12 protein-coding genes are annotated in these 17994 nt (G+C 61.6%); 1 reads left to right on the top strand and 11 read right to left on the bottom strand.

Annotation, left to right across the window (positions count from 1 at the left end; genetic code table 11):
- Positions 1–110: 110 nt before the first annotated feature.
- The 11 genes from QMX98_RS06975 to QMX98_RS06925 are packed head-to-tail and all read right to left on the bottom strand — an operon-like array spanning position 111 to position 16515.
- Entirely contained in the window at positions 111–1532 is a 1422-nt protein-coding gene (locus QMX98_RS06975; RefSeq protein ID WP_083375469.1) for a VWA domain-containing protein, read from the bottom strand.
- Positions 1533–1589: 57 nt separating this feature from the next.
- The gene (locus QMX98_RS06970; protein ID WP_010465145.1) at positions 1590–2096 is read right to left on the bottom strand and encodes a hypothetical protein; all 507 of its coding nucleotides are present in this window, start codon (positions 2094–2096) and stop codon (positions 1590–1592) included.
- A gap of 4 nt (positions 2097–2100) precedes the next feature.
- Entirely contained in the window at positions 2101–2832 is a 732-nt protein-coding gene (locus QMX98_RS06965; protein WP_010465143.1) for a hypothetical protein, read from the bottom strand.
- 45 nt (positions 2833–2877) lie between these two features.
- Positions 2878–4422, bottom strand: a complete 1545-nt coding sequence (locus QMX98_RS06960) for an SUMF1/EgtB/PvdO family nonheme iron enzyme (protein WP_282410478.1) — start codon at positions 4420–4422, stop codon at positions 2878–2880.
- Positions 4412–5635 carry an FtsX-like permease family protein gene (locus QMX98_RS06955; protein ID WP_221107763.1) on the bottom strand — a complete coding sequence of 408 codons (1224 nt, stop codon included), beginning with the start codon at positions 5633–5635 and terminating at the stop codon, positions 4412–4414. Before QMX98_RS06955 ends, QMX98_RS06960 begins: the two co-directional genes overlap by 11 nt.
- Complete coding sequence (locus QMX98_RS06950) at positions 5619–6320, bottom strand: ABC transporter ATP-binding protein (protein ID WP_010465137.1); 702 nt, start codon at positions 6318–6320, stop codon at positions 5619–5621. The genes QMX98_RS06955 and QMX98_RS06950 overlap by 17 nt, the downstream gene beginning before the upstream one ends.
- Before the next feature lie 10 nt (positions 6321–6330).
- Entirely contained in the window at positions 6331–8322 is a 1992-nt protein-coding gene (locus QMX98_RS06945) for a vWA domain-containing protein (protein ID WP_083375471.1), read from the bottom strand.
- Positions 8322–9338, bottom strand: coding sequence for a hypothetical protein (locus QMX98_RS06940; protein WP_083375472.1), 1017 nt, complete (start codon positions 9336–9338; stop codon positions 8322–8324). The genes QMX98_RS06945 and QMX98_RS06940 overlap by 1 nt, the downstream gene beginning before the upstream one ends.
- Positions 9339–9341: 3 nt before the next feature.
- Positions 9342–12053 (bottom strand): virulence factor SrfC family protein, encoded by a 2712-nt coding sequence (locus tag QMX98_RS06935; protein WP_010465130.1) that lies wholly within the window; start codon positions 12051–12053, stop codon positions 9342–9344.
- A complete protein-coding gene (locus QMX98_RS06930; RefSeq protein WP_010465128.1) occupies positions 12050–15115 on the bottom strand; it encodes a virulence factor SrfB in 3066 nt (1021 codons plus the stop codon). Before QMX98_RS06930 ends, QMX98_RS06935 begins: the two co-directional genes overlap by 4 nt.
- A 17-nt stretch (positions 15116–15132) precedes the next feature.
- Positions 15133–16515 (bottom strand): SrfA family protein, encoded by a 1383-nt coding sequence (locus tag QMX98_RS06925; protein WP_282410477.1) that lies wholly within the window; start codon positions 16513–16515, stop codon positions 15133–15135.
- A gap of 266 nt (positions 16516–16781) precedes the next feature.
- Between QMX98_RS06925 and QMX98_RS06920 the strand changes: the two genes are divergently transcribed.
- Entirely contained in the window at positions 16782–17993 is a 1212-nt protein-coding gene (locus tag QMX98_RS06920; RefSeq protein WP_154912754.1) for an aldose 1-epimerase family protein, read from the top strand.
- Position 17994 lies beyond the last annotated feature (1 nt).

Below are 17994 nucleotides of genomic sequence, written 5' to 3'. Positions count from 1 at the left end.
GCCTCGCTCCTACAGGGGCATGTGGCGTTCCACTCTTGTGTGAACGGCATATCACCTGTGGGAGCGAGGCTTGCCCGCGAAGGGCTCACCTCAATGTTCAGATCAGACGATCAATCACACTTGGCATTGCTCGACACTTCCTTGCTCGCCAGTTTCAACTGCTTGCCCAGCTCCGCCGCATTGGTGCTGCTGTAAACCCGGCCGCCGGTGTTTTCAGCGATGCAACGTGACGGGCCGCCGGCACCGATTTTCACTACGTTGACCCGCAGCCGCGGTTGATCCCTGGCGATTTGGCGGGACACGGCGCATACGTCTTTCTGGCAACCGTCCTCACCGTCGACGAACATCACGATCACGGCGTCGTTATTGCGCCCGTCGACGGTGCTTGCCGCGTGGGCCAGGCTGTCGGCCAGTGGTGTGCCGTCGTTGGGCACCAGGCCTCGAATCCCGTTGATCAGCCGCTGACGGTCGCCGAACTTGAACACGCCCTGGTCCGGCGTTCTTTCGCAGCCGGCGAAGGTGATCAGGCGCGTGTCGATCTTCGGGTCCAGCCCGTTGATCATGCCGGCCAGCGAGTCCTTGGCGACGTCCATGCGGCTCGGTTTGGCGAAGATCTGCGTGGTGCGGTTCACATCCAGGTACTTGTTGAGCTCGTTGCCGAAGAACCAGTCCTCGTCGGCTTTCACAGACTTGATGTTCAAATCCATCGAACCCGAAGTGTCGAGCACCACCACAAATTGCGGGATCTCTGCGTTGGGCGCTTTTTTGCGGCAAGCGAAGTTGTCCAGCGTCGGGGCCGGTGGCGGGGCGGCCACGACCGGTTTTGGTGGCGGGACGGGCTTGGGTTCCGGCACCGGCACCGGCACCGGTTCTGGCACGGGTTCCGGTTCTGGAACCGGCTCGGGTTCCACGACAGGCTCGGGAACAGGCTCAACCGGTTTCTCAACCGGTTTCTCGACCGGCGTCACCACTGGCGCTACAGGTGGAACCACGACAACGGGTTCACGGTGCAAGAACCACCAAAGCCACAGCGCCAGAAGCAGCAACAGCAGCGCCAGCAAGGCCGCCGCGATCCACCAGCCGCGACGCGACGGCGGCACTACCGGCACCACTGGAACAACCGGCGGCACGATCGGTTTGGGCGGGCGCTGGTTCCAGCGCACCACCAGCGGCTCGCCGTTGAGGCTGTAGAGTTTATCCAGCTCGGGCGTGCCGAGCAGGCTGCGCAGGTCATCCGCTACGGTGGGCTGACCGCGTTTTTGCAGTTCGTCCGCCAACTGTCCAAGGGACGTCTGACGCACTTCATAGGTTTCCAGCAAACGTCGTTGCGCGTCCTCGTTGAGGTCGGCATAGGGCGTGGGTTGGCCACCCAGTTCGGTCCACCATTCCAGCACGTCACCGCTGCCCATTCGCGGGATGGCGAAGAGGCTGGCGACGGTCGGCGGAAAGTGTTTCTGGATGAGGGCGACTTTGGCTTGCAGCGCACTCATCCCCTCTGGTGTGGCTTGCGCATCCCTGATGACCCGCTGCATGACGACGATTCCTGAAAAGGGTGCAGGCCACCATCGGCAGGCCTGCGGGGTGAAAAGTTACTCTTCGTAACCGAGGCTGAATTGCAGCTGATTCACTTTCTTCTGCAAGGCCTTCAGTTGTTCCTGCTTGGCAGCCAGCGTCGCGGGTGAGGTCTTGGTCACGGGCGCTGCCTGGGAGGCCTTGAGCTGCTGCTCGAGCCCGGCAATCTGCTTCTGCACCTGGCTTTGGTTGCCATGCCGGGCCTTGAGCGAGGTCAGCAACTGGCCCAGCGACTGGTTCAGCGCCGCCTGGGACTTCTGCTGGCTGGCCAGGTCGGTCTTGGTGCTGAGCTGCTGGGCCTGAATGTTCTCGTACACCTGGCGGAACATCGCGTTTTCCTGGCGGGACGCGGTCAGGGCCAGTTCCTTCTGTTTGACCTGGTCGCTATAACCACCAGAGTAGTCGCAGTTCATCTTGGTCAGCATGCTGCTGTCGCGATTGGTCGCATCGCATTCGCCCGGCTTCGTCGCGCAACCGCTCAGGGCCAGGACGGCGGTGAGGACCGCCAGCTGTCGTAGAGTCATGTGCTTAGCCCAGGGTGATCGCGGAACGCTGGTTGTACAGACCGTCGACTTCCTTTTGCAGGGCGGCGACTTTCTGGTTCATTTTCAAAATGTTCATGTCCACCTGCTTGATCTCGGCACCGGCGCCTTGTGCACGCTCGGCATCCGCCACTTTGGTGTACTCGGTGACCTTGGTGCGCATGTTGCCGAGGTCTTTACGCAGGCGCGCGATGTTCGAATCGATCTCGGCGATTTGCACTTGGGCCTTGGCCTTGTCGACTTTCTTGTTGGCGATGTCCTTTTTGATCTGGGCGATTTGCGCCTGGTCATCATTGATGACTTGCTGAGCGGTCGCGGTACGGGCGATCACGTTCTGGGTGTCTTGCTCGACGTCGCTGTTCATCTTCGCCAGGCGGGTGGTGGTGTCGGAGTATTCGCTGCGACGTTGATCCAGGTAATAGTTCGCGCCCATGGCCACGCCACACGCGGTAATACCGGCGGCGATGGCGCAGACCGCCTTGTTGCTGCTATTGGACAGTGCGCAACCGAGGATGCCGACACCGGCGCCGACCGCACAGGCCTGGTAACCGGATTTGCTGAAAAACTCTGCGTCATTGCCTTGGGTCAGACGCGGGTCGGCCCCCTCGCTGCCACCGAGCATCGAGCTGCCGGTGTTGGCACAACCTGTCAGCAACAGGCTGCCAGTGATGACAAAAGCGATCTGTAGCTTGAAGCGAGTCCAGAGGCTGCGCGACATGGTGAAACTCCTTGGTGACGGTGTTGGCTGTTGTTGTTGAGTAAGTTATTGAGTGACGGTTTTGCAACTGGTCAGCCAGGCATCGGTGTCGATCTTCTGCTTTTGCAGGAAGGTCTTCTGATTGGCCCAGTGGGTGCGCAAATAGGGTTTGAGTTCTTGCAGCTGCTTGTTGCGGGTGATGATTTCTTCCATCACCGGCACCTGCGCTTCCAGCAGCGGCTGGCCATACAAGGTTGCCGATTCCACCAGGCTGCTGGCGTAGTAACGGCTGAGTTTGTGCAGGCGATCCTTCTGCTCGTCGAGCTTGCCTTTGCGCATGTCGCAACTGGCGTCTTTATCGGCAGATTCGCAGTTCAGCTTGTAGTTCTTCTGCAAGAAGTCCACGTACTGGCCGTCGTCGAGCATCTTGGTGCACAGGAACGCACCGAGGTTGAGGCTGGCGCGGATCGCCTGGTCGCGGGTTTCTTCCTGCTGCTGGTTGCTGGCGCGCAATTGGTTTTCCAGCGCCTGAAGCTTTTCCTTGAGCGCCTTGTCTTCCACGCCCGAGGCCAGGGTGTTCAGTGACTGAACGGTGCCTTTATCAGCCGACTCGGTTTCCTTGCTGCCGGTGCCGAGTTTCTTCCAGCTGCTTTCAATGCTGGCGACACGCTCCCGGGACGTCAGGGTCGGCGAGACCAGCACCAGTCGCATACCGGTGGTTTTGTTTTTCACCTGGCCTTCGGCGTTGTAGTACGGCTCTTCCTTGCGCAAGCCGGTGCGCAGGTCGGCCTGGGCGGTCAGGTAGTTGCCGCCACGGACCACATAGCCACCGGCCTGGCCGTGCTGGCGGTCGAGTTTGTTCAGGCGGAACGGCTCGAACATCATCTCGTCGACGTTGCCGAGCATGTCGTGCAAGCCCAATGGATTAGGCTTTTGCAGGCCGGACAATTGCAGTTTGCCGTTAGACGATTGCGCCCCGGCGAACCACTCGTAGGCGTTGATACCGTCGGGCATCGGGTAGCGCGTATCGCGGAATTCCGCTGCGCCGACTTCCAGGCCACCGCGCGCCGCGAACTCCCACTCGACTTCCGTCGGCAGGCGCAGGAAGCCCAGTGCGCCGTCTTCTTTCGGCAATTTGCCGGCCGCGTTTTTGCGCAGCCACAGGTTGTATTTGTCGGCCGCTTCGACGGCCTGCACCCAGCTCACGGACACTTGCGGCAGGCGCATTTTGGCGGCGGCGGTGGGGCAGGTTTCTTCGGTCAGCGCGGCGTATTGGAGCTGACTCATCTCGTACTTGGCCATCAGGTAGTAGCGGGATTTGTCATTCTTGGCGCCGGTGAAACTGCCGGCGATGAAGGTCGGCCGGGTTTGTTCGACGTAGCCGTATTCCGCGCCGTCCTGGCCGATGTTGATCGGGTAGTCGTCAAGCGGTCCGGCGACCGGAATGAACACCTTGCGAAACACCATCGAGCCTTCGCACGGCATCGGCAGCACGACGTCGCTGGCCTCGGGCATCGGGTTGTAATACTTCTCTTCCCAGCCCGCCGCCGAAGCGTCGAGCAAGTAGCCGAGGCTCAGGGGCAACAGCAAGCCAAAACGTTTATAGCTCACGCAGACTCTCCGCAGGTTGGATGTTGATCGCTCGCACGGCGCCGATCACGGCCACCAGTGCAGCGACCAGAAAGGTCAGGAGCAGGGCGGCGAGGCCGTGCCAGAGTGTGATGTGGCAAACAAAAGTGCCGGTGGCCTGGCTGCTGCCGAGCAGGTAGTCGAACAAATGGCTGCCGACAGCGTAAAAGCCCAATCCACCGAGGTAGCCGGCCAGGCTCAGCACCAGCGCTTGCAAGACCACGAAACCGGCGACCGCCGTGCGTTTGAAACCCAGCAGGCGCAGCACCGCGAGGCTTTTGCGCTTGCGGTCGATGTTGGCCAGGAACGCCCCGACCATCGACGCCACACAGCCGATCAGCGCGGCGAGGGCGATAACCCCGAAGATCAGCCCCAGCACATGGTTGATGGCTTTGACGTTGTCGATGTCGGCCAGTCGGCTTGAAGTTTCGATGTGTTGTTCGTTGAGCCAGCGTTCCAGCGGCGCCACTTGATCGATGTCGCGGGCATAAAGGCGGGCGCGGGCATACAGCGGTTGCAGATCGCCCAACGGCTTGCCGGTTTCGATGCCGAATGCGCTGACCTGATAACCGTCGCGAAAGCGCTCCAGGTCCAGCAACAACGGAGGGGCAACAAACCCGGCTGCGCGGCCGAAACGAGCGCCGTCGAGCACTGCCAGCACTGTCAGCGTCATCTCGCCGCGCTCGTTGACGCCTTCAAGTCGGCGCAACACGCGCAGTTGCACGCGGTCGCCGACCTTGGCCTGCAAGCGTTGCGCGGCGCGGGCGCTGAGGATCACTTGGTCGCCGGTCGGGTTGAGTTGTGGCAGGTTCAACTGCGGGTCGCCGGGTTCGGTGGCGATGATTTCCGCGCCTTCGACAAACCGTTGCATGCCGATCAGCAAGTCTGCCTGGGTGTTGAGCGAGCGGGTCTGGCCGAGGGCAAATCCGGTCTCGGGACGCTGGCGCACCCGTTCGATCCAGGCGCTGTCGTAGTTGCCGTTGCTGAGCATCTTTACTTCAAGGTTGCGCGGGTCGCGCAGCAGTTCGTCCTGCAACTGGCTGACCACCCCGTGCTTGAGGCCGAACAGCAGCAACAGCGGCGCAATCACCGCCACCAGCGAGGCGGCGATGCACAACGACACCTTGCGGTCGTGCCAGAGGTCTTGCAGGGCCAGCGTTGCGAGCAGGCGCAAGCGGTCAGTCCATCGGTTCAAACAGAGTCTCTCCCTGACGGCTGATAGCGCCGAGTCGCGGCAAGCCGAAATCCTTCAGCAAGGCCCAGTCATGGGACACAACGAGCGCACTCAGGCCCATGCTCGACACCAGGCTCATCAACAATTCAAACAAGCGCCGGGCGCTGTGCGGATCGAGTGCCGCTGTCGGCTCGTCGGCCAACAGCAGCAGCGGCTCATGGGCAATCGCCCGCACGCAGGCCACGCGTTGGCGTTCACCGATCGACAACGCTTGAGGGTGTTTATCCAGCAAGCCTTGCAGGCGCAGCACCTCAACCGCGTGATCGATGTGCGCGCTCTTGACCGGCATGCCGAGCAAACGACGGGGCAGGCTGATGTTGTCGCGCACGCTCAAAAACGGCAGCAAACCGCCGCTCTGCAAAATGAATCCCAAGTGCCGCGAACGCACCGCCGCCAGGGCCGGCTGGTCATCGCTGGCCAGCAATTGTGCGATGTCTTGATCCTGCGTTGCGCCCAGCCGAAAACGCTCGAGCTCTATCGGCGCCAGCAACAGGCCGATGGCTTCGAGCAACGTGCTTTTGCCGCTGCCGCTCTCGCCGGTGATGGCGAGGATTTCCCCGGCACCGACGTGCAGGTGCGGCAGGCGCACATGATGAGCCAGCGCACCTTCTCCTCGGCGCACCAGCAGGTTCTTGATATCGAGCATCGGCGTCTCGTTAAGGCATCATTTCCAGTGGCACGGGGTACACGTTGTCCCGTGCATCGCTGTCCTTGGCTAAAGCCACCCAACGGTCGACGTCAGCGTTGTAACGCTGGTAGTGCCGCAGTTTGGTATTGAGCGTGCGGATGAATTTCTCCTGCGCCAGGCCATCCCAGCTCTTCCAGGTTTCTTCGTCCAGGTTCAGCACTTCGCTCTGATACGGCAGGTCTTCGAGGTACTCGCCGAGCACGCCCATGTCCGCCAGTTTGGTGTTGCCGTTCTGCTTGAGCTGATTGGGATCGGCGCCCATGGTGGCGGCCACCGAGCGCAGGCGCTCGAACATTTCCGTCGGCGAGATCAGGCCTTCGTTGGCCGCATCGAGGATCTGCTTCATCACGTCGCTCAAGTCGCTGAGCTGGGATTTGGTCAGCAGCACCCGCACATCCGTGGTCGGGATGTTCTGCTTGATCAGGTCACGGTCAGTGATCCACGCCTTGAACACTGGCGGTGCCTTGCTGTTGGTCTTCTCGCCCAGATAGGCAAGTTGCATGGCGTGGCCGATCAGCGCCGCGTCTTCGAGCATTTTCTTCTCGGCCGGGTCCTGCTTGGCGTTCACCGCGCTGCCGATGGCGTCTTCGCCCATGTAGGCGGCTTTCACTTGCGAGGTGATCGCGGTGGCCAGCGAATCCACCTTGCGCCCGAACTCCTGAATATCGCCCGCGTTCACCGGGTAATACAGCGAGGTGTTGGTGCCCGGGTAGGTCGACAGATTCTGATACTGCGCCTCGGCCTTGGCGTGGTCCTTGATTCCGGCCGGGGTTTTCAGGTGCAGGGTGTAAATCGCCACGCCCGGGTTGGCGGCTTCGAGGCGAACCTGCGAGGCGCTCAAACCGGTTTTCGACAGCTTGTCGTCGCCTTCGATGGCGCCCGCGTCGGTGATCAACACCACGTAGCGCGCACCGAACTGGCTCCAGTCGACCTTGTCGATGCTCTCCATGACACCGGCAAAGGCGTCTTCGTCGAAACTGCTGCTCGATACTTTGGCTTGTTTGAGGTCGGCGACCTTGGCGAGGAAGTCGGAACTGTCCTTCACCTGAGTCGGGTCGGCATACATTTTGGTGGTGTATTCCAGGCCTGGCACCGCCTGGGTGTTGGAGCGGAACGCCACCAGGCCGAACTTGACCTGCTTGCCGAGGTTCTGCGATTCGATCTGCTGATAGACCTTGCGGATCGCCTCGCGGGTGCGGTCGATGTACGGGTCCATCGAGATCGTCGAGTCGATGACAAACACCACCGCTGCAGTGAATTCCTTCAGTTGGTTGGCCGCCTTGTCCTCGGCTTCCTTGCCACCGGCCGCGCTGTTGGCCGCACCACCCTTGGCGTTCTGGTCATCGGGCTTGCTGACCGATGCGACGTTCAGCAGCCGCGTGCGGAAACCGCCCTCGGTCATCACTTCTTCGCCGCTGAGGACCGGCAGCAGGTAGAACTGCTTTTGCAGGTCGACGAAATATTCAGGTTCTTCGGCGAGCACGCCCGGTGCTTGCTTGCCCTTTTTCAGCGTGGCCCGCAGCGGGGCGACTTTGCTCACCGGGTCCGGTGCATCAAGGATGCCCTCGACAGTGGCGCGGTCCTTGAAGAACAGCAGCCGGTCGCGGTTGGCCGGGTTGGTGAACGCCAGTGTCAGCTGCATTTTCCAGTCGGTGGTGCAGCTGGCGGGCAACCAGCCAATGGTTTTGCCGTAACTGTCGGGACCGACTTTGAGCCATTCGGCGTTGGCCGCTTGAGCACGCTCATAAACATAGAAGCGGCTGAAGACTGGTTGCGCATCGCCTGCCGCGCCGCCTGCCGTCGGGCTGAGTTTGCAGCCCGGGGTGGTCAGTACGCGCTGGAACAAGGTCTTTTTACCGGCCTGGATCAGCGGTTTGTCTTCGGCCTGGGACAACGGGCTGATGCACAGTGCCAACAGCGCGGCGCCGCTCAGCAGGAAACGACTCAGGGGAGAACGCATCACTTCTGCAACTCCTCGAAACGCTGTTTGGCTTCGGCGTTGTTCGGGTCCTGGGTCAGGATCGTTTCATACCAGTAGGCGGCGGTGGCGTTGTCCGCGGCCGGGAAGCACTCGCTGGCTTTCAGGTATTTAGGGTCGTACTCGCGGGCATAGGCATTGGCGATCAGCGCGTCACCGGCCTGGGCACGGTTGGCGTACAGGCGCTGGGCAACACCGCAGTGTTTGCCGGCCTTGGCTTCGTTGATGATCTCCAGCAACTTGGCACTGTCGGGCGCGGCCTTGATGCAGGTCTGGACGAAGGTCAGCTCGGGCAGGCTGTTCATGCTGTCGAGGGTGCAGGCTTGCGCATCGGCGCCGGCTGGTACGGCGGCAGCGATGGCCGGGGCGGGGACCGGAGTACGTTTGTAGAACCAGAACCCGGCCGCTGCGGCCACCAGCAACAGCACGACGAGCGCGAGGCCGATGAGGCCTTTTTTGCTTTTCTTTACCGGGGGTGGAGGCGGGGTGTAAGCGGGTTCGTTGGGCACCGATTCCAGTTCGATTTCTGGCTCGGCGGTGTTCAGGACCAATTCCGGCAGCTCTGGAATTTCGGGTTCCGGTGCAGCAGGTGCGCTCAAGTCTGCACCACCGTAAGTCGAACGCGTCTGGCCACCGGCCGTGGACGGCAGCAACCCGACGCCTGGACGGACCACGCCTTTGTCGGTGTGCCCCTGGCTCTGTTCGCGCAGCTCGATCATGAATTGCGAGTTGGTGCCGCCTTCGAGCAGCGGGTCGACTACTTCCGGGCCGACCTGGGCTTCAAGGGCTTCACCACTGGTCGCAACGCTGAAGCGCGAGACCTTGAACCAGAACGGATTGCTGCTCCAGGCTTTCTGATCCTGGAGGTAGAACCCGTCCTGGTTACGCTGAATGGAGAACTCCAGCTGTTCTTCGCCACCCTGCCATTTCTTCACAGTGAGGCACGCCTGGCCAGGCACGTTGGGTTCTAAGGCGAGCAGGTCGACACGAATTGGCATTGCTTATCTCGCTGTGAAGGCTGTGAGCACATGGCCCAGCCGTTCATTCTGTTCAGGGGTGATTTCGCGACCGGCACCATGGCCGGCATTGTCCTGCGTGATGTAGGCCAGGCCCGAGAGCCAGTCACCCAGATACCGCTGCGCCTGGTTAGCCGGTTGCGGCGGCAACACCGGCACTTGTCCCGGACCGATGTCGGTATAGAACGAGAACAAGGGCGCCTTGGCACCGGCACGGCTGTTCGGGCGCTCGTTGACCGGTTTTTGCAGGTAGCCGAACCAGGACACGAAGTCGCGCAGCACGCGTTGCACTTCCAGCACCTGGCGTTCGACCAGTTGATCGCGCCGTGCGCCGCTTTGTGCACGCTTGAGCACCGCACGGCTCAGTTGGCCGGGCAAGTCCTGGCGGTAACCGGCCGTGATCAATTCGTCGACCACCGCTTCGATCAACGCCTTTTCCAGTCCTAGCAGGGTGAGCAGGCTTTGCCGGGTGGTCAGTTCGCGCAGGTGTGCAATCCAGGCCTTGAACGCGGCTTTGGCGAAGCGGTGTTCGTTGCTTTGCAGTTCCGGCGTCGGGGTGTTGGATTTACTGGCGGCCGGTGTGTCGTGACTCAGGTCGTCGCCGAAATCAAAATCGAACCCGGCGTCGTTGCCGTACAGGCTCTGGCTCGGTGTCGGCGTGGCCGGCTCATCGCTGGCGGCGGGCGCGTCATCGGTTTCGTACACACCGCTGAGGTACAGGTCGCGCACCGACTCGCTGGGCATGTCGAGTTCATCGATGAACTCGCCGAGCACGGCCGGACGACGGCCCAGGCCCGTCAGTATCATCTGCGCCTGGGCTTTTTTGGCGGCTGCGGCGCCGTCACCGTCGGCGTGATACCAGGTGCTCAGGCCGTGAGTGGTCAGGCCTTCGAGGCATTCGCTGAGCTGCTCGCGGATGCGCTGCAGTTTGAATTCAATGTTGGCCACGCCCTTGAAACTGCCGCTGAAATGGCTGATGCCACCGTCATCGTTGCGCAGCATTTCTTTCCAGGCGTTGGCGGGATTGTTGATGTGTTTGCACACCAGTTCGTTGCCGGCAAAGCTTGTGCCCAGGGCGTCGACGCGCTCCAGGTAGCTGGGGTTGAGGCCGGTTTCGGCGCCGCTGGCGTCTTGCACGATGAATGCGGCATCCATGCGCGGTTTACGCACCAGGAAGGTGTTCTGGAACGGCGTGCCGGCCCAGTCGTTCATCCAGCTCAGGCTGCCGAAGCGTTCGAGCATGGTCAGCTTGACCATGCCGTTCCAACTCTCGTCGTACTGATCAGGCGTCAGGCTCAGGGAGTTGGTGATGCGCAGGTCGAGCATGGTCAGGGCCCAGATCAGACCGGTGTCGCGTTTACTGCGGGCGGCCGCGTCGGCGCCTTGAGTCTTTTCGATCCAGCGCGTCAGCACCGGGCCGACGTCGTTGACGTCGCTCTGTTTGGTCGAGCCGGTGCAGACCACCAGTGCGTTCATTTCCTGGTTGTCGGTGTAGCGTTCGAACAGGTAAGCGACCTTGCCACGCAGAATCAGCTGCGAGACGGAGTTGTCCTTGGTGGCGGATTCCGGGTCGTTGGAGTCGGCTATCTCGTGCAGCTTCTTGCGCCCGCGATAACCGGGGAAATCCAGCAAGTCGACCTGGTTGACGATGTCGTCCGCCGGGGCTTCGATCAACCCGAAAGTCATCTCGGCGGTCAGTGCAGCCAGTTGCGCGACCGGGATGCCCTGGCTGTTTTGCAGGCGTCCGTCGACCCGGGGCCGCACGTCGATCGGCAAGTCCCGCGGGCTGCCGAAGCGCTCGAGGATGTCGACGTTCATGATGCTGTCGCGCTGGCTGTAGGTGTCGTTTTCGAAACTTACCAAAGCCTTCAATGGCGCGAAGACGGTCTCGGGCAGGCCCAGCTTGTGCAGCGCGCCGGCCAATTGCTGGTACACGCGCGTCAGCTCGCTCTGCTCACCCCAGAGGATGGAGAACAACTCGGCACGCTCCTGGAAATTCAGGCGTGGCGCCAGTTGCAGCGCCGTCGGCCAATACAGGTGCTCAAGCTTCTTCACCGAATTGCGGAAGTTATCGCGCAGGTAATCCCACAGCGACACCAGATCGTCAGCGCTGACGCCCGATTGCAGCGGCCCGGTCTCGCGCCCTTCGAATGGTTTCAACACGCGCTGGATGCGCGCTTCGTCGATCTCGTAGGAGATCCGCTCAAGGTCGAAGTCCTTGAACCACGAGTTGGCGAGAATCTTCGCCAGTTCGATTTCCTTGAACAGCGTCAGTTCGACCGGGAACTGCGGATCCTGGCTCGGCGTGGCGCGGCGGCTGAAGCGCGTCACCAGGCCGGTGGCTTCCTTGCCGCCACCCACCGGGTTGATGTGCTTGATGAAGTCCAGGCGCTGGCCACCGAAATCGGTTTCCAGTTTGCCGTTCTGACCGGCCGCGAGGGCCGAAATCAAGTAGGACTTGCCGGCTTGGGACAAGCCGAAAAAGCCAATGGTCATCGGCGTGCAGGCCACGCGACCGAGGCTGTGGGCCAGGTTGCGGGCGCGGTGCAGGCGGATGTTCAGGTTGTCGGCTTCGCTGTCCAGCCGTGGCGCGTTGCCGCGTGTCTGGCCAATCCATTCCAGCGCCTGACCGGCACCTTCATAAACAGCGGCCCAGCGGGCTGAAAGCTGAGTTTGTTCGGGGGTCAGGTCATTCATTTGCGTTTCACACTTCCACTGTCGAGCCAGTACTTGGTCTCGCTCAGGCCGGCGTCGAGCATGGTGTTGAGTTCCAGCTCGAGGTCGCTGCGCGGGTTGAAGTTGACGTTGTTACTGTTGGATTCGATGTCGCGGACCGAGAGGCGGTCGCTGACCAGATCCTGCTTGCGCGTGTACTTGTCGGCCGCCTTGACCTCGAAGCGCACCTTGAGCAGCGGCGCGCTGCCGTTTTCTCCAATGGCCCGGGAGAACTTTTCCCGGCCGGCCTTGGTGAACCGCAGGGTGTACAGAGGCGAAGCCGCCCAGCGATCGGCGGCCAACTGGCGGAAACCGAGACGCAGGTCGCCGCGCATTTCCAGCTGCGGCGTGTCGGCGTCATCGCCCGTGCCGATTTCCGGCAACTTGATTTTGTAGTCTTCGGACTGGATGTCGCGGTACAGCACGTCGGCATCCTTGATCACGTTGTTCAGGTCGATGACGCCGATGTGCTTGACCGTCGAATACGGTTTGAGCGCCGAAGAGCGGAAGTAGAAGTTCGGCACGCTGTGGTTGGCGCACAACAGGCACAACATCGCGCCCACCGAAGCGGTGCTTTTCGGGTCGTCAATGCGGCCGTTCTTGTGGAACGGGTACCAGCCGCCGGTGCGATAGTTTTGCAGCGCCAGAATGCGCCCGGGTGGCAGCGGCAGAACCTTGCGAATGAACGCCTGAATGCCCGGCAGACGCGAAGGGCGGCCAGTCAGCAGCAGAACATCGCACGGATAGTGCGCGACCACTTCACAGAGTGCGCCGAGGATCTTGGTGATGTTGATCTGATCGTTGAGGAACGCGGCGTGGAGCTTTTGCAGGTCGAAGCCGATCAGCGATTCGTACAGGTCGAAACCGCTCTGGCCCCCGACATCGCGGCGCACGGCGGCGTTGACGTAGTCAAGGACGGTCTGGCTGATCGCGTTGTCGCCCAGCAACTGGCGGTAGCTTTGCGGGCTGACTTCCTGCGGGACTTGCGGGTCGTAATGCTCGTAGGCCTTAAGCAACGCAAGGCCCAGCGGTGCGAACACCTGCAGGTTCAGTTGCTGGCGCAGAATCATGTCCTGCGCGCTGACCGATTCGTCGCCGCACAGCCGCGACATCAGCGAATCCGGGGCTTTTACACCGGCGTTCTGCAAGGCTTTCTCGAAGCTCGGCAGGATGAAATCCTGAATCACGTCCAGCAGGATGTCGTCGCCGGCCACTTTGAAGCCATCGCGGAAACGCTGCTCGGGCACGATGTGCACGTTGCTGCCGCTGCCGGTGTTGCCGGCGCGGTCGAGGCGATAGTCAGTGATGACCAGGTCGGTGGTGCCACCGCCGATGTCGATGGTCGCCAGGGTGATGCGTTCGCGGTCGGTCTTGTCTGGCCGGGCGATGGTGTCGAAAAACTCTTCCGGGTGACCAGCGAAGTTCTCGTTGACCTCGGTGTACAGGTACACCAACTGGCCGCAGGAGGCTTCGTCCCATTCCACGCGGATGCTCGGGATCGGCGTGCGCGGGCTGACGGCCTGATCCTGATGCGGATCTTCCTCGCCGGCGTGCCAGCCAAGGCTTTTCCACACCAGACCGATGGCCTGCTGCATGCGTTCATTGAGGATGCTGCGCTCGGCCTGGGGCATGCCCGGCGGCACGGTCAGGGTGATGCTGTTGAGCTGGCGCGGTACGCGGGTGTGACCCTGGCGCGAGCGTTGGGCCGGGCTGTTGATTTGCGACAGCGCCTGGGCCAGCACCTCGGCGAGCATGAAGGTCATCAGCGAGCTGCGCGAGTAACGCGGCATGAACACCGGCAGACGATCGTCTTCTTCGAGGCTGTAAAGCGCCTCGCCGGTTTCGTTGATCAGGTGCGAGAACGGCGCGGCGGTGGCGTAGGGCTCGTTGTCGGTCTTGATGTACGAGCAGTTGAAACGCCAGCCGTGGCCGTAGGCGTTTTCATCCCACAGGTAACGTTTCGGGCTGGACAGGCCCGTCGAGCCTTCGGTGCCGCGACGGCGGCTGGCCAGACGGCTGGCCTCGTTGCCGACCCGGGCGATCGTCGCCCACTGGAACGCATCGTGACGGCCGCTCTTGACCGAGCAGTGGTCCTTGCCGAAATACGCCTGGGCAAACTCCACACGGCTTTCGAACGGCAGGTTGTAGGTGTGTTCGGGGGTGATCAGGTCGCGCAGTTCCAGCACGTAATTCTGCTTCAGCCCGGAGCCGGCCTGACCGTGGTTCTCGATCAGGATGCCGCAGGTGCGTGAGTTGCCGACGTCCAGCACCAGGTCCACCGGAATCGGTTTGACCAGGCCATTGCTATCGTTGGCCACCACTTTCAGCTCAGGGATTTCCACCTTCGGCCTGGCGGTCGACTGCGCTGCCGCAGACGGCGTGCTCAACAGGCTCAGCAGGTTGAGGTAGTGCGCCAGGTGATGGTTGGCGCGGATGTCGATGTCCAGCTCTTCGCGGGAACGATGGGCATTGCCTTCGTTGAACACTTCGAGCAGCCATTCGTTGACCCATGGCTGGGCCAGGAACCAACGGGTTTCGCTGGCCTTGGTCGCCAGTTTGAAGGACACGCCGGAGCTGATGTCTTCTTCGTTCGGCGCCAGGTAGGCGGTGCCGTCACGCTTGGGCATGACGCGGCTGTCGAACGCCATCGTCAGGCGATGGGTGTTGCCGTCGATGTCTGGCGTGGCCAGTTTCACCAGGCGCATCCGCGACCAGTTGGTCGGGCCTTCGTCGAAGCGGTGCGGCGGCATGAAACGGAAAAACGGCGTCGGCAGCCAGACACCGTCCAACAGCTCGAGGCTGCTTTTCATGTCGACGCTGAACGCCGGCTTGGCCTTCTCGACCTTTTCCGGTTCGGGCTCGTAGAAGTAGAAGTCTTTCTCTTCGTTGTACATCAGCCGGCAGATCAGCCCGCTGATCATCGGCGCGAACTCGCCCGCCGGTTCCTTGCGAGGATCCAGGCGCAGGGCGAAATCCATGAACTGGATACCGGTGTCACTGACGAGCGTGACGGTGTCTTCGAATTGGGTGACTTCAGGCAACATGTCGGGTTATTCCAGTCTTATTCGCCCATTTGCCGCATGGACATGGGGAATTGATCTTTTCCGTAACCGCCGGTGCAGTCCGCGACCGTGGTCGCCCCTTTGCGGCAGTTGACCTTGGGCATGTCGTAAGTGCTGCCATCGCCGCACACGGCCTGGCCCTGGCTGTCGATGGCGAGGCTGCCGCCTTTCATGGTAGCGCTCACCGGCCCGCTGCATTTCGTGCCGTCGGCCTGGTGTACGGTGACTTCGCCCTTACCGTCCTTGAGCTGGTATTCCAGGCGCAGCGGCTTGCCGGTCCGGCGATCCTGAATGCCGGCACCGGCGCGGTACTGACCGTCGAGGAACTTGGCGGCACCGTCGGCGGCGTCAGGCGGAATGCTCAAGGCCGGGCCCGGTTTTGGGGTTGCGGCTGCGGCGGCGGATTTTTGTGCGTCGGGCGGTGTGGTGACAGGTGCCTCGGTTTTGGCTTCGGCTTCGGCTTCCGGTGGCGCGGGTGGCGCGGTTGGGGATTCGGCGGCCGGGTCTTGCGTGATGCCGGCAGTCGCGGCGTCAGCTTCGTTGCCAGCGAGCGCCGGGGCTTCCGCGCCTTGGGTGCCGGTCACGGCGGTGCCTGTGGTGGAACCAGCGACCGTGCCGGTCACGGGAACGCCATTCAGCGTTGTGACATTGCCGGTCAGTTGTGGCTCTTCCAGCTGATTTTCCACCGGCACGATGCCCTCGGGCAGCAAGTCCACCGCCACCAATGGAATCGGTACGCAACCGCGCAGGCCGAGCAACAGCCACAACAGCAGCAACAGGAGCGGCAGCAGCAACAGCCACCACCAGCGACGCCACCACGGACGAGCTACCACGGGCACGACGGGCGCCACCACCGGTTCTTCGACCACGGGTGGCAGCGTGAAGACGGGCGGAACCTGATAGAGGCAGTGCAGGGGATCGCGATTGCCGGTACCGGCGTGCTCGAAACCCCAGAAGGTCAGCACCGGCTTGCCTTGCACCAGGTAGACGAAGTTTTCGTCAGGGAAATGAATGACGCGCTTGAGCAGCTTGCCGAACACGGCTTTGTCGCCTTGCTGCTGTTCGGCCGGGTCCGTGCCCAGGAAACGCTGGCTCAACTCATCGAGCGCAGCCTTCAGGGCTTCAAGTTGGCGACGGGCCGGAGCGCGTTCTTCTTCGGTCGCACTGCTCCACGGGATCACATCGCCTTCGATACCGCTGTACCAATCGATCTGGTTGCCGAGTTCATCGCTTTGAGGAATGGCCAGGTGGTCGACCATGTCGGGGTTCTTGCGGCGAATGGCTTCGCGCAATTGCAGGGCAGCCCGATAGACCGGTTGACCTGTTTCGCCCAGGGCTGTGAATGACCCGCTCTTACCGCTGCGTAATAATGCCCCGCGCATTCAAACTCCATATGTTCCGTTGCGCAAAAATGACAGACAAAGGCGTCTGTTCCTGCTCCTGCATTTAGCTGGCGACCTTAATGTCATAATGATGTCGCCGTCAATCAGCAGAGGTCCAAAACCGTATGAGACTAGCGTAAGCGTGCGGAGGTTGCATGGGGGCAATGTGAATTGATTTGGGAAGACTCGGACGTCCGCTTTTTTAAGCTTGCTGAATCGTTTCATCAGCGCTATAAAAAATGCACAACTCCAAGAAAGGCTTCCCCATGACCCCTCTCAAATTAGTCGTTGCCCTTGGCGCGCTGTCCGCCTCCCACGCCATGGCTTGGGACTACGTCCTGCTCGACAGCGACAAGGCTGCCCAGAACTGGCAGATCACCAGCCAGCAACTCGGTGTCAAAACCGACAAACCCTTCTCCGTGACCCTGCGCACCTTGCACGGCGGCCGGCAAGAGGGCGTCAGCATCGTCGACATCGATAACGGCACAATGAAACTCTCGGTGGTGCCCACTCGCGGCATGAACGTGTTGCAAGCATCGGTCGGCGATGTGCGCATGGGCTGGGACTCTCCGGTCAAGGACGTGGTCAATCCGTCCTTCATCGAACTCAACGGCCGCGGCGGACTGGGCTGGCTCGAAGGCTTCAACGAACTGGTGGCTCGCTGCGGCTACGAATGGGTCGGCCATCCCGGCATCGACAACGGCGAACTGCTGACCCTGCATGGCCGCGCCGCCAACATCCCGGCCAGCAAAGTCACCCTGCACATCGACGAAAAACCGCCTTACGCCATCAGCCTGCGCGGCGAGCTGAAAGAGCAGGCGTTCAAAAAAGTCGATTTCTCGGTGGTAACTGAGTTGGTCACTGAACCCGGCAGCGTAGCGTTCGCCCTGAACGACACGTTGACCAACAACGGCGACTACCCGAAGGAATACCAGGCGCTGTACCACAGCAACTTCAGCACGCCATTCCTGGAGCAGGGCGCGCGTTTTGCTGCGCCGGTTAAACAGGTGTCGCCGTTCAACGACAAGGCCAAAGGGGATTTGCCGGATTGGCAGACTTACCGTGCACCGACCAAGGACTACGACGAGACGGTTTACAACGTCGTGCCTTATGGCGATGCCAAGGGCGACACGCTGACCGTGTTGCATAACAAAGCCGGGAGCCTTGGGGTGTCGGTGGGGTTCAATACGCAGCAGTTGCCGGTGTTTTCGTTGTGGAAGAACACGGATACGCAAGGGCAGGGGTATGTGACCGGGTTGGAACCGGGGACGAGTTTTTCTTACAACCGTCGGTATCAGCGGCCGATTGGTTTGGTGCCGATGATTGGGGTTAAAGAGCAGAGGCAGTTTCAGATCCATTACAGCTTGTTGGCGGACAAGGGGGCTGTGGATAAGGCGCTGAAGCGTGTGAGTGAGATTCAAGGTGGGCGGGAGACTGAGGTAAGGCAGACGCCGCTGGTGGATTTGACCAAAGAGTAAG

This window comes from Pseudomonas sp. PS02303 (genome assembly GCF_029959925.1).
GTDB lineage: Bacteria > Pseudomonadota > Gammaproteobacteria > Pseudomonadales > Pseudomonadaceae > Aquipseudomonas > Aquipseudomonas mandelii.
This window is presented reverse-complemented; position numbering and strand designations above follow the sequence as displayed.

What these genes read in the sequence shown, in the direction of transcription:
- QMX98_RS06975 (WP_083375469.1), bottom strand. Translation starts at nt 1,532, where the DNA reads ATGCAGCGGGTCATCAGGGATGCGCAAGCCACACCAGAGGGGATGAGT.
- QMX98_RS06970 (WP_010465145.1), bottom strand. Translation starts at nt 2,096, where the DNA reads ATGACTCTACGACAGCTGGCGGTCCTCACCGCCGTCCTGGCCCTGAGC.
- QMX98_RS06965 (WP_010465143.1), bottom strand. Translation starts at nt 2,832, where the DNA reads ATGTCGCGCAGCCTCTGGACTCGCTTCAAGCTACAGATCGCTTTTGTC.
- QMX98_RS06950 (WP_010465137.1), bottom strand. Translation starts at nt 6,320, where the DNA reads ATGCTCGATATCAAGAACCTGCTGGTGCGCCGAGGAGAAGGTGCGCTG.
- QMX98_RS06945 (WP_083375471.1), bottom strand. Translation starts at nt 8,322, where the DNA reads ATGCGTTCTCCCCTGAGTCGTTTCCTGCTGAGCGGCGCCGCGCTGTTG.
- QMX98_RS06940 (WP_083375472.1), bottom strand. Translation starts at nt 9,338, where the DNA reads ATGCCAATTCGTGTCGACCTGCTCGCCTTAGAACCCAACGTGCCTGGC.
- QMX98_RS06935 (WP_010465130.1), bottom strand. Translation starts at nt 12,053, where the DNA reads ATGAATGACCTGACCCCCGAACAAACTCAGCTTTCAGCCCGCTGGGCC.
- QMX98_RS06930 (WP_010465128.1), bottom strand. Translation starts at nt 15,115, where the DNA reads ATGTTGCCTGAAGTCACCCAATTCGAAGACACCGTCACGCTCGTCAGT.
- QMX98_RS06925 (WP_282410477.1), bottom strand. Translation starts at nt 16,515, where the DNA reads ATGCGCGGGGCATTATTACGCAGCGGTAAGAGCGGGTCATTCACAGCC.
- QMX98_RS06920 (WP_154912754.1), top strand. Translation starts at nt 16,782, where the DNA reads ATGACCCCTCTCAAATTAGTCGTTGCCCTTGGCGCGCTGTCCGCCTCC.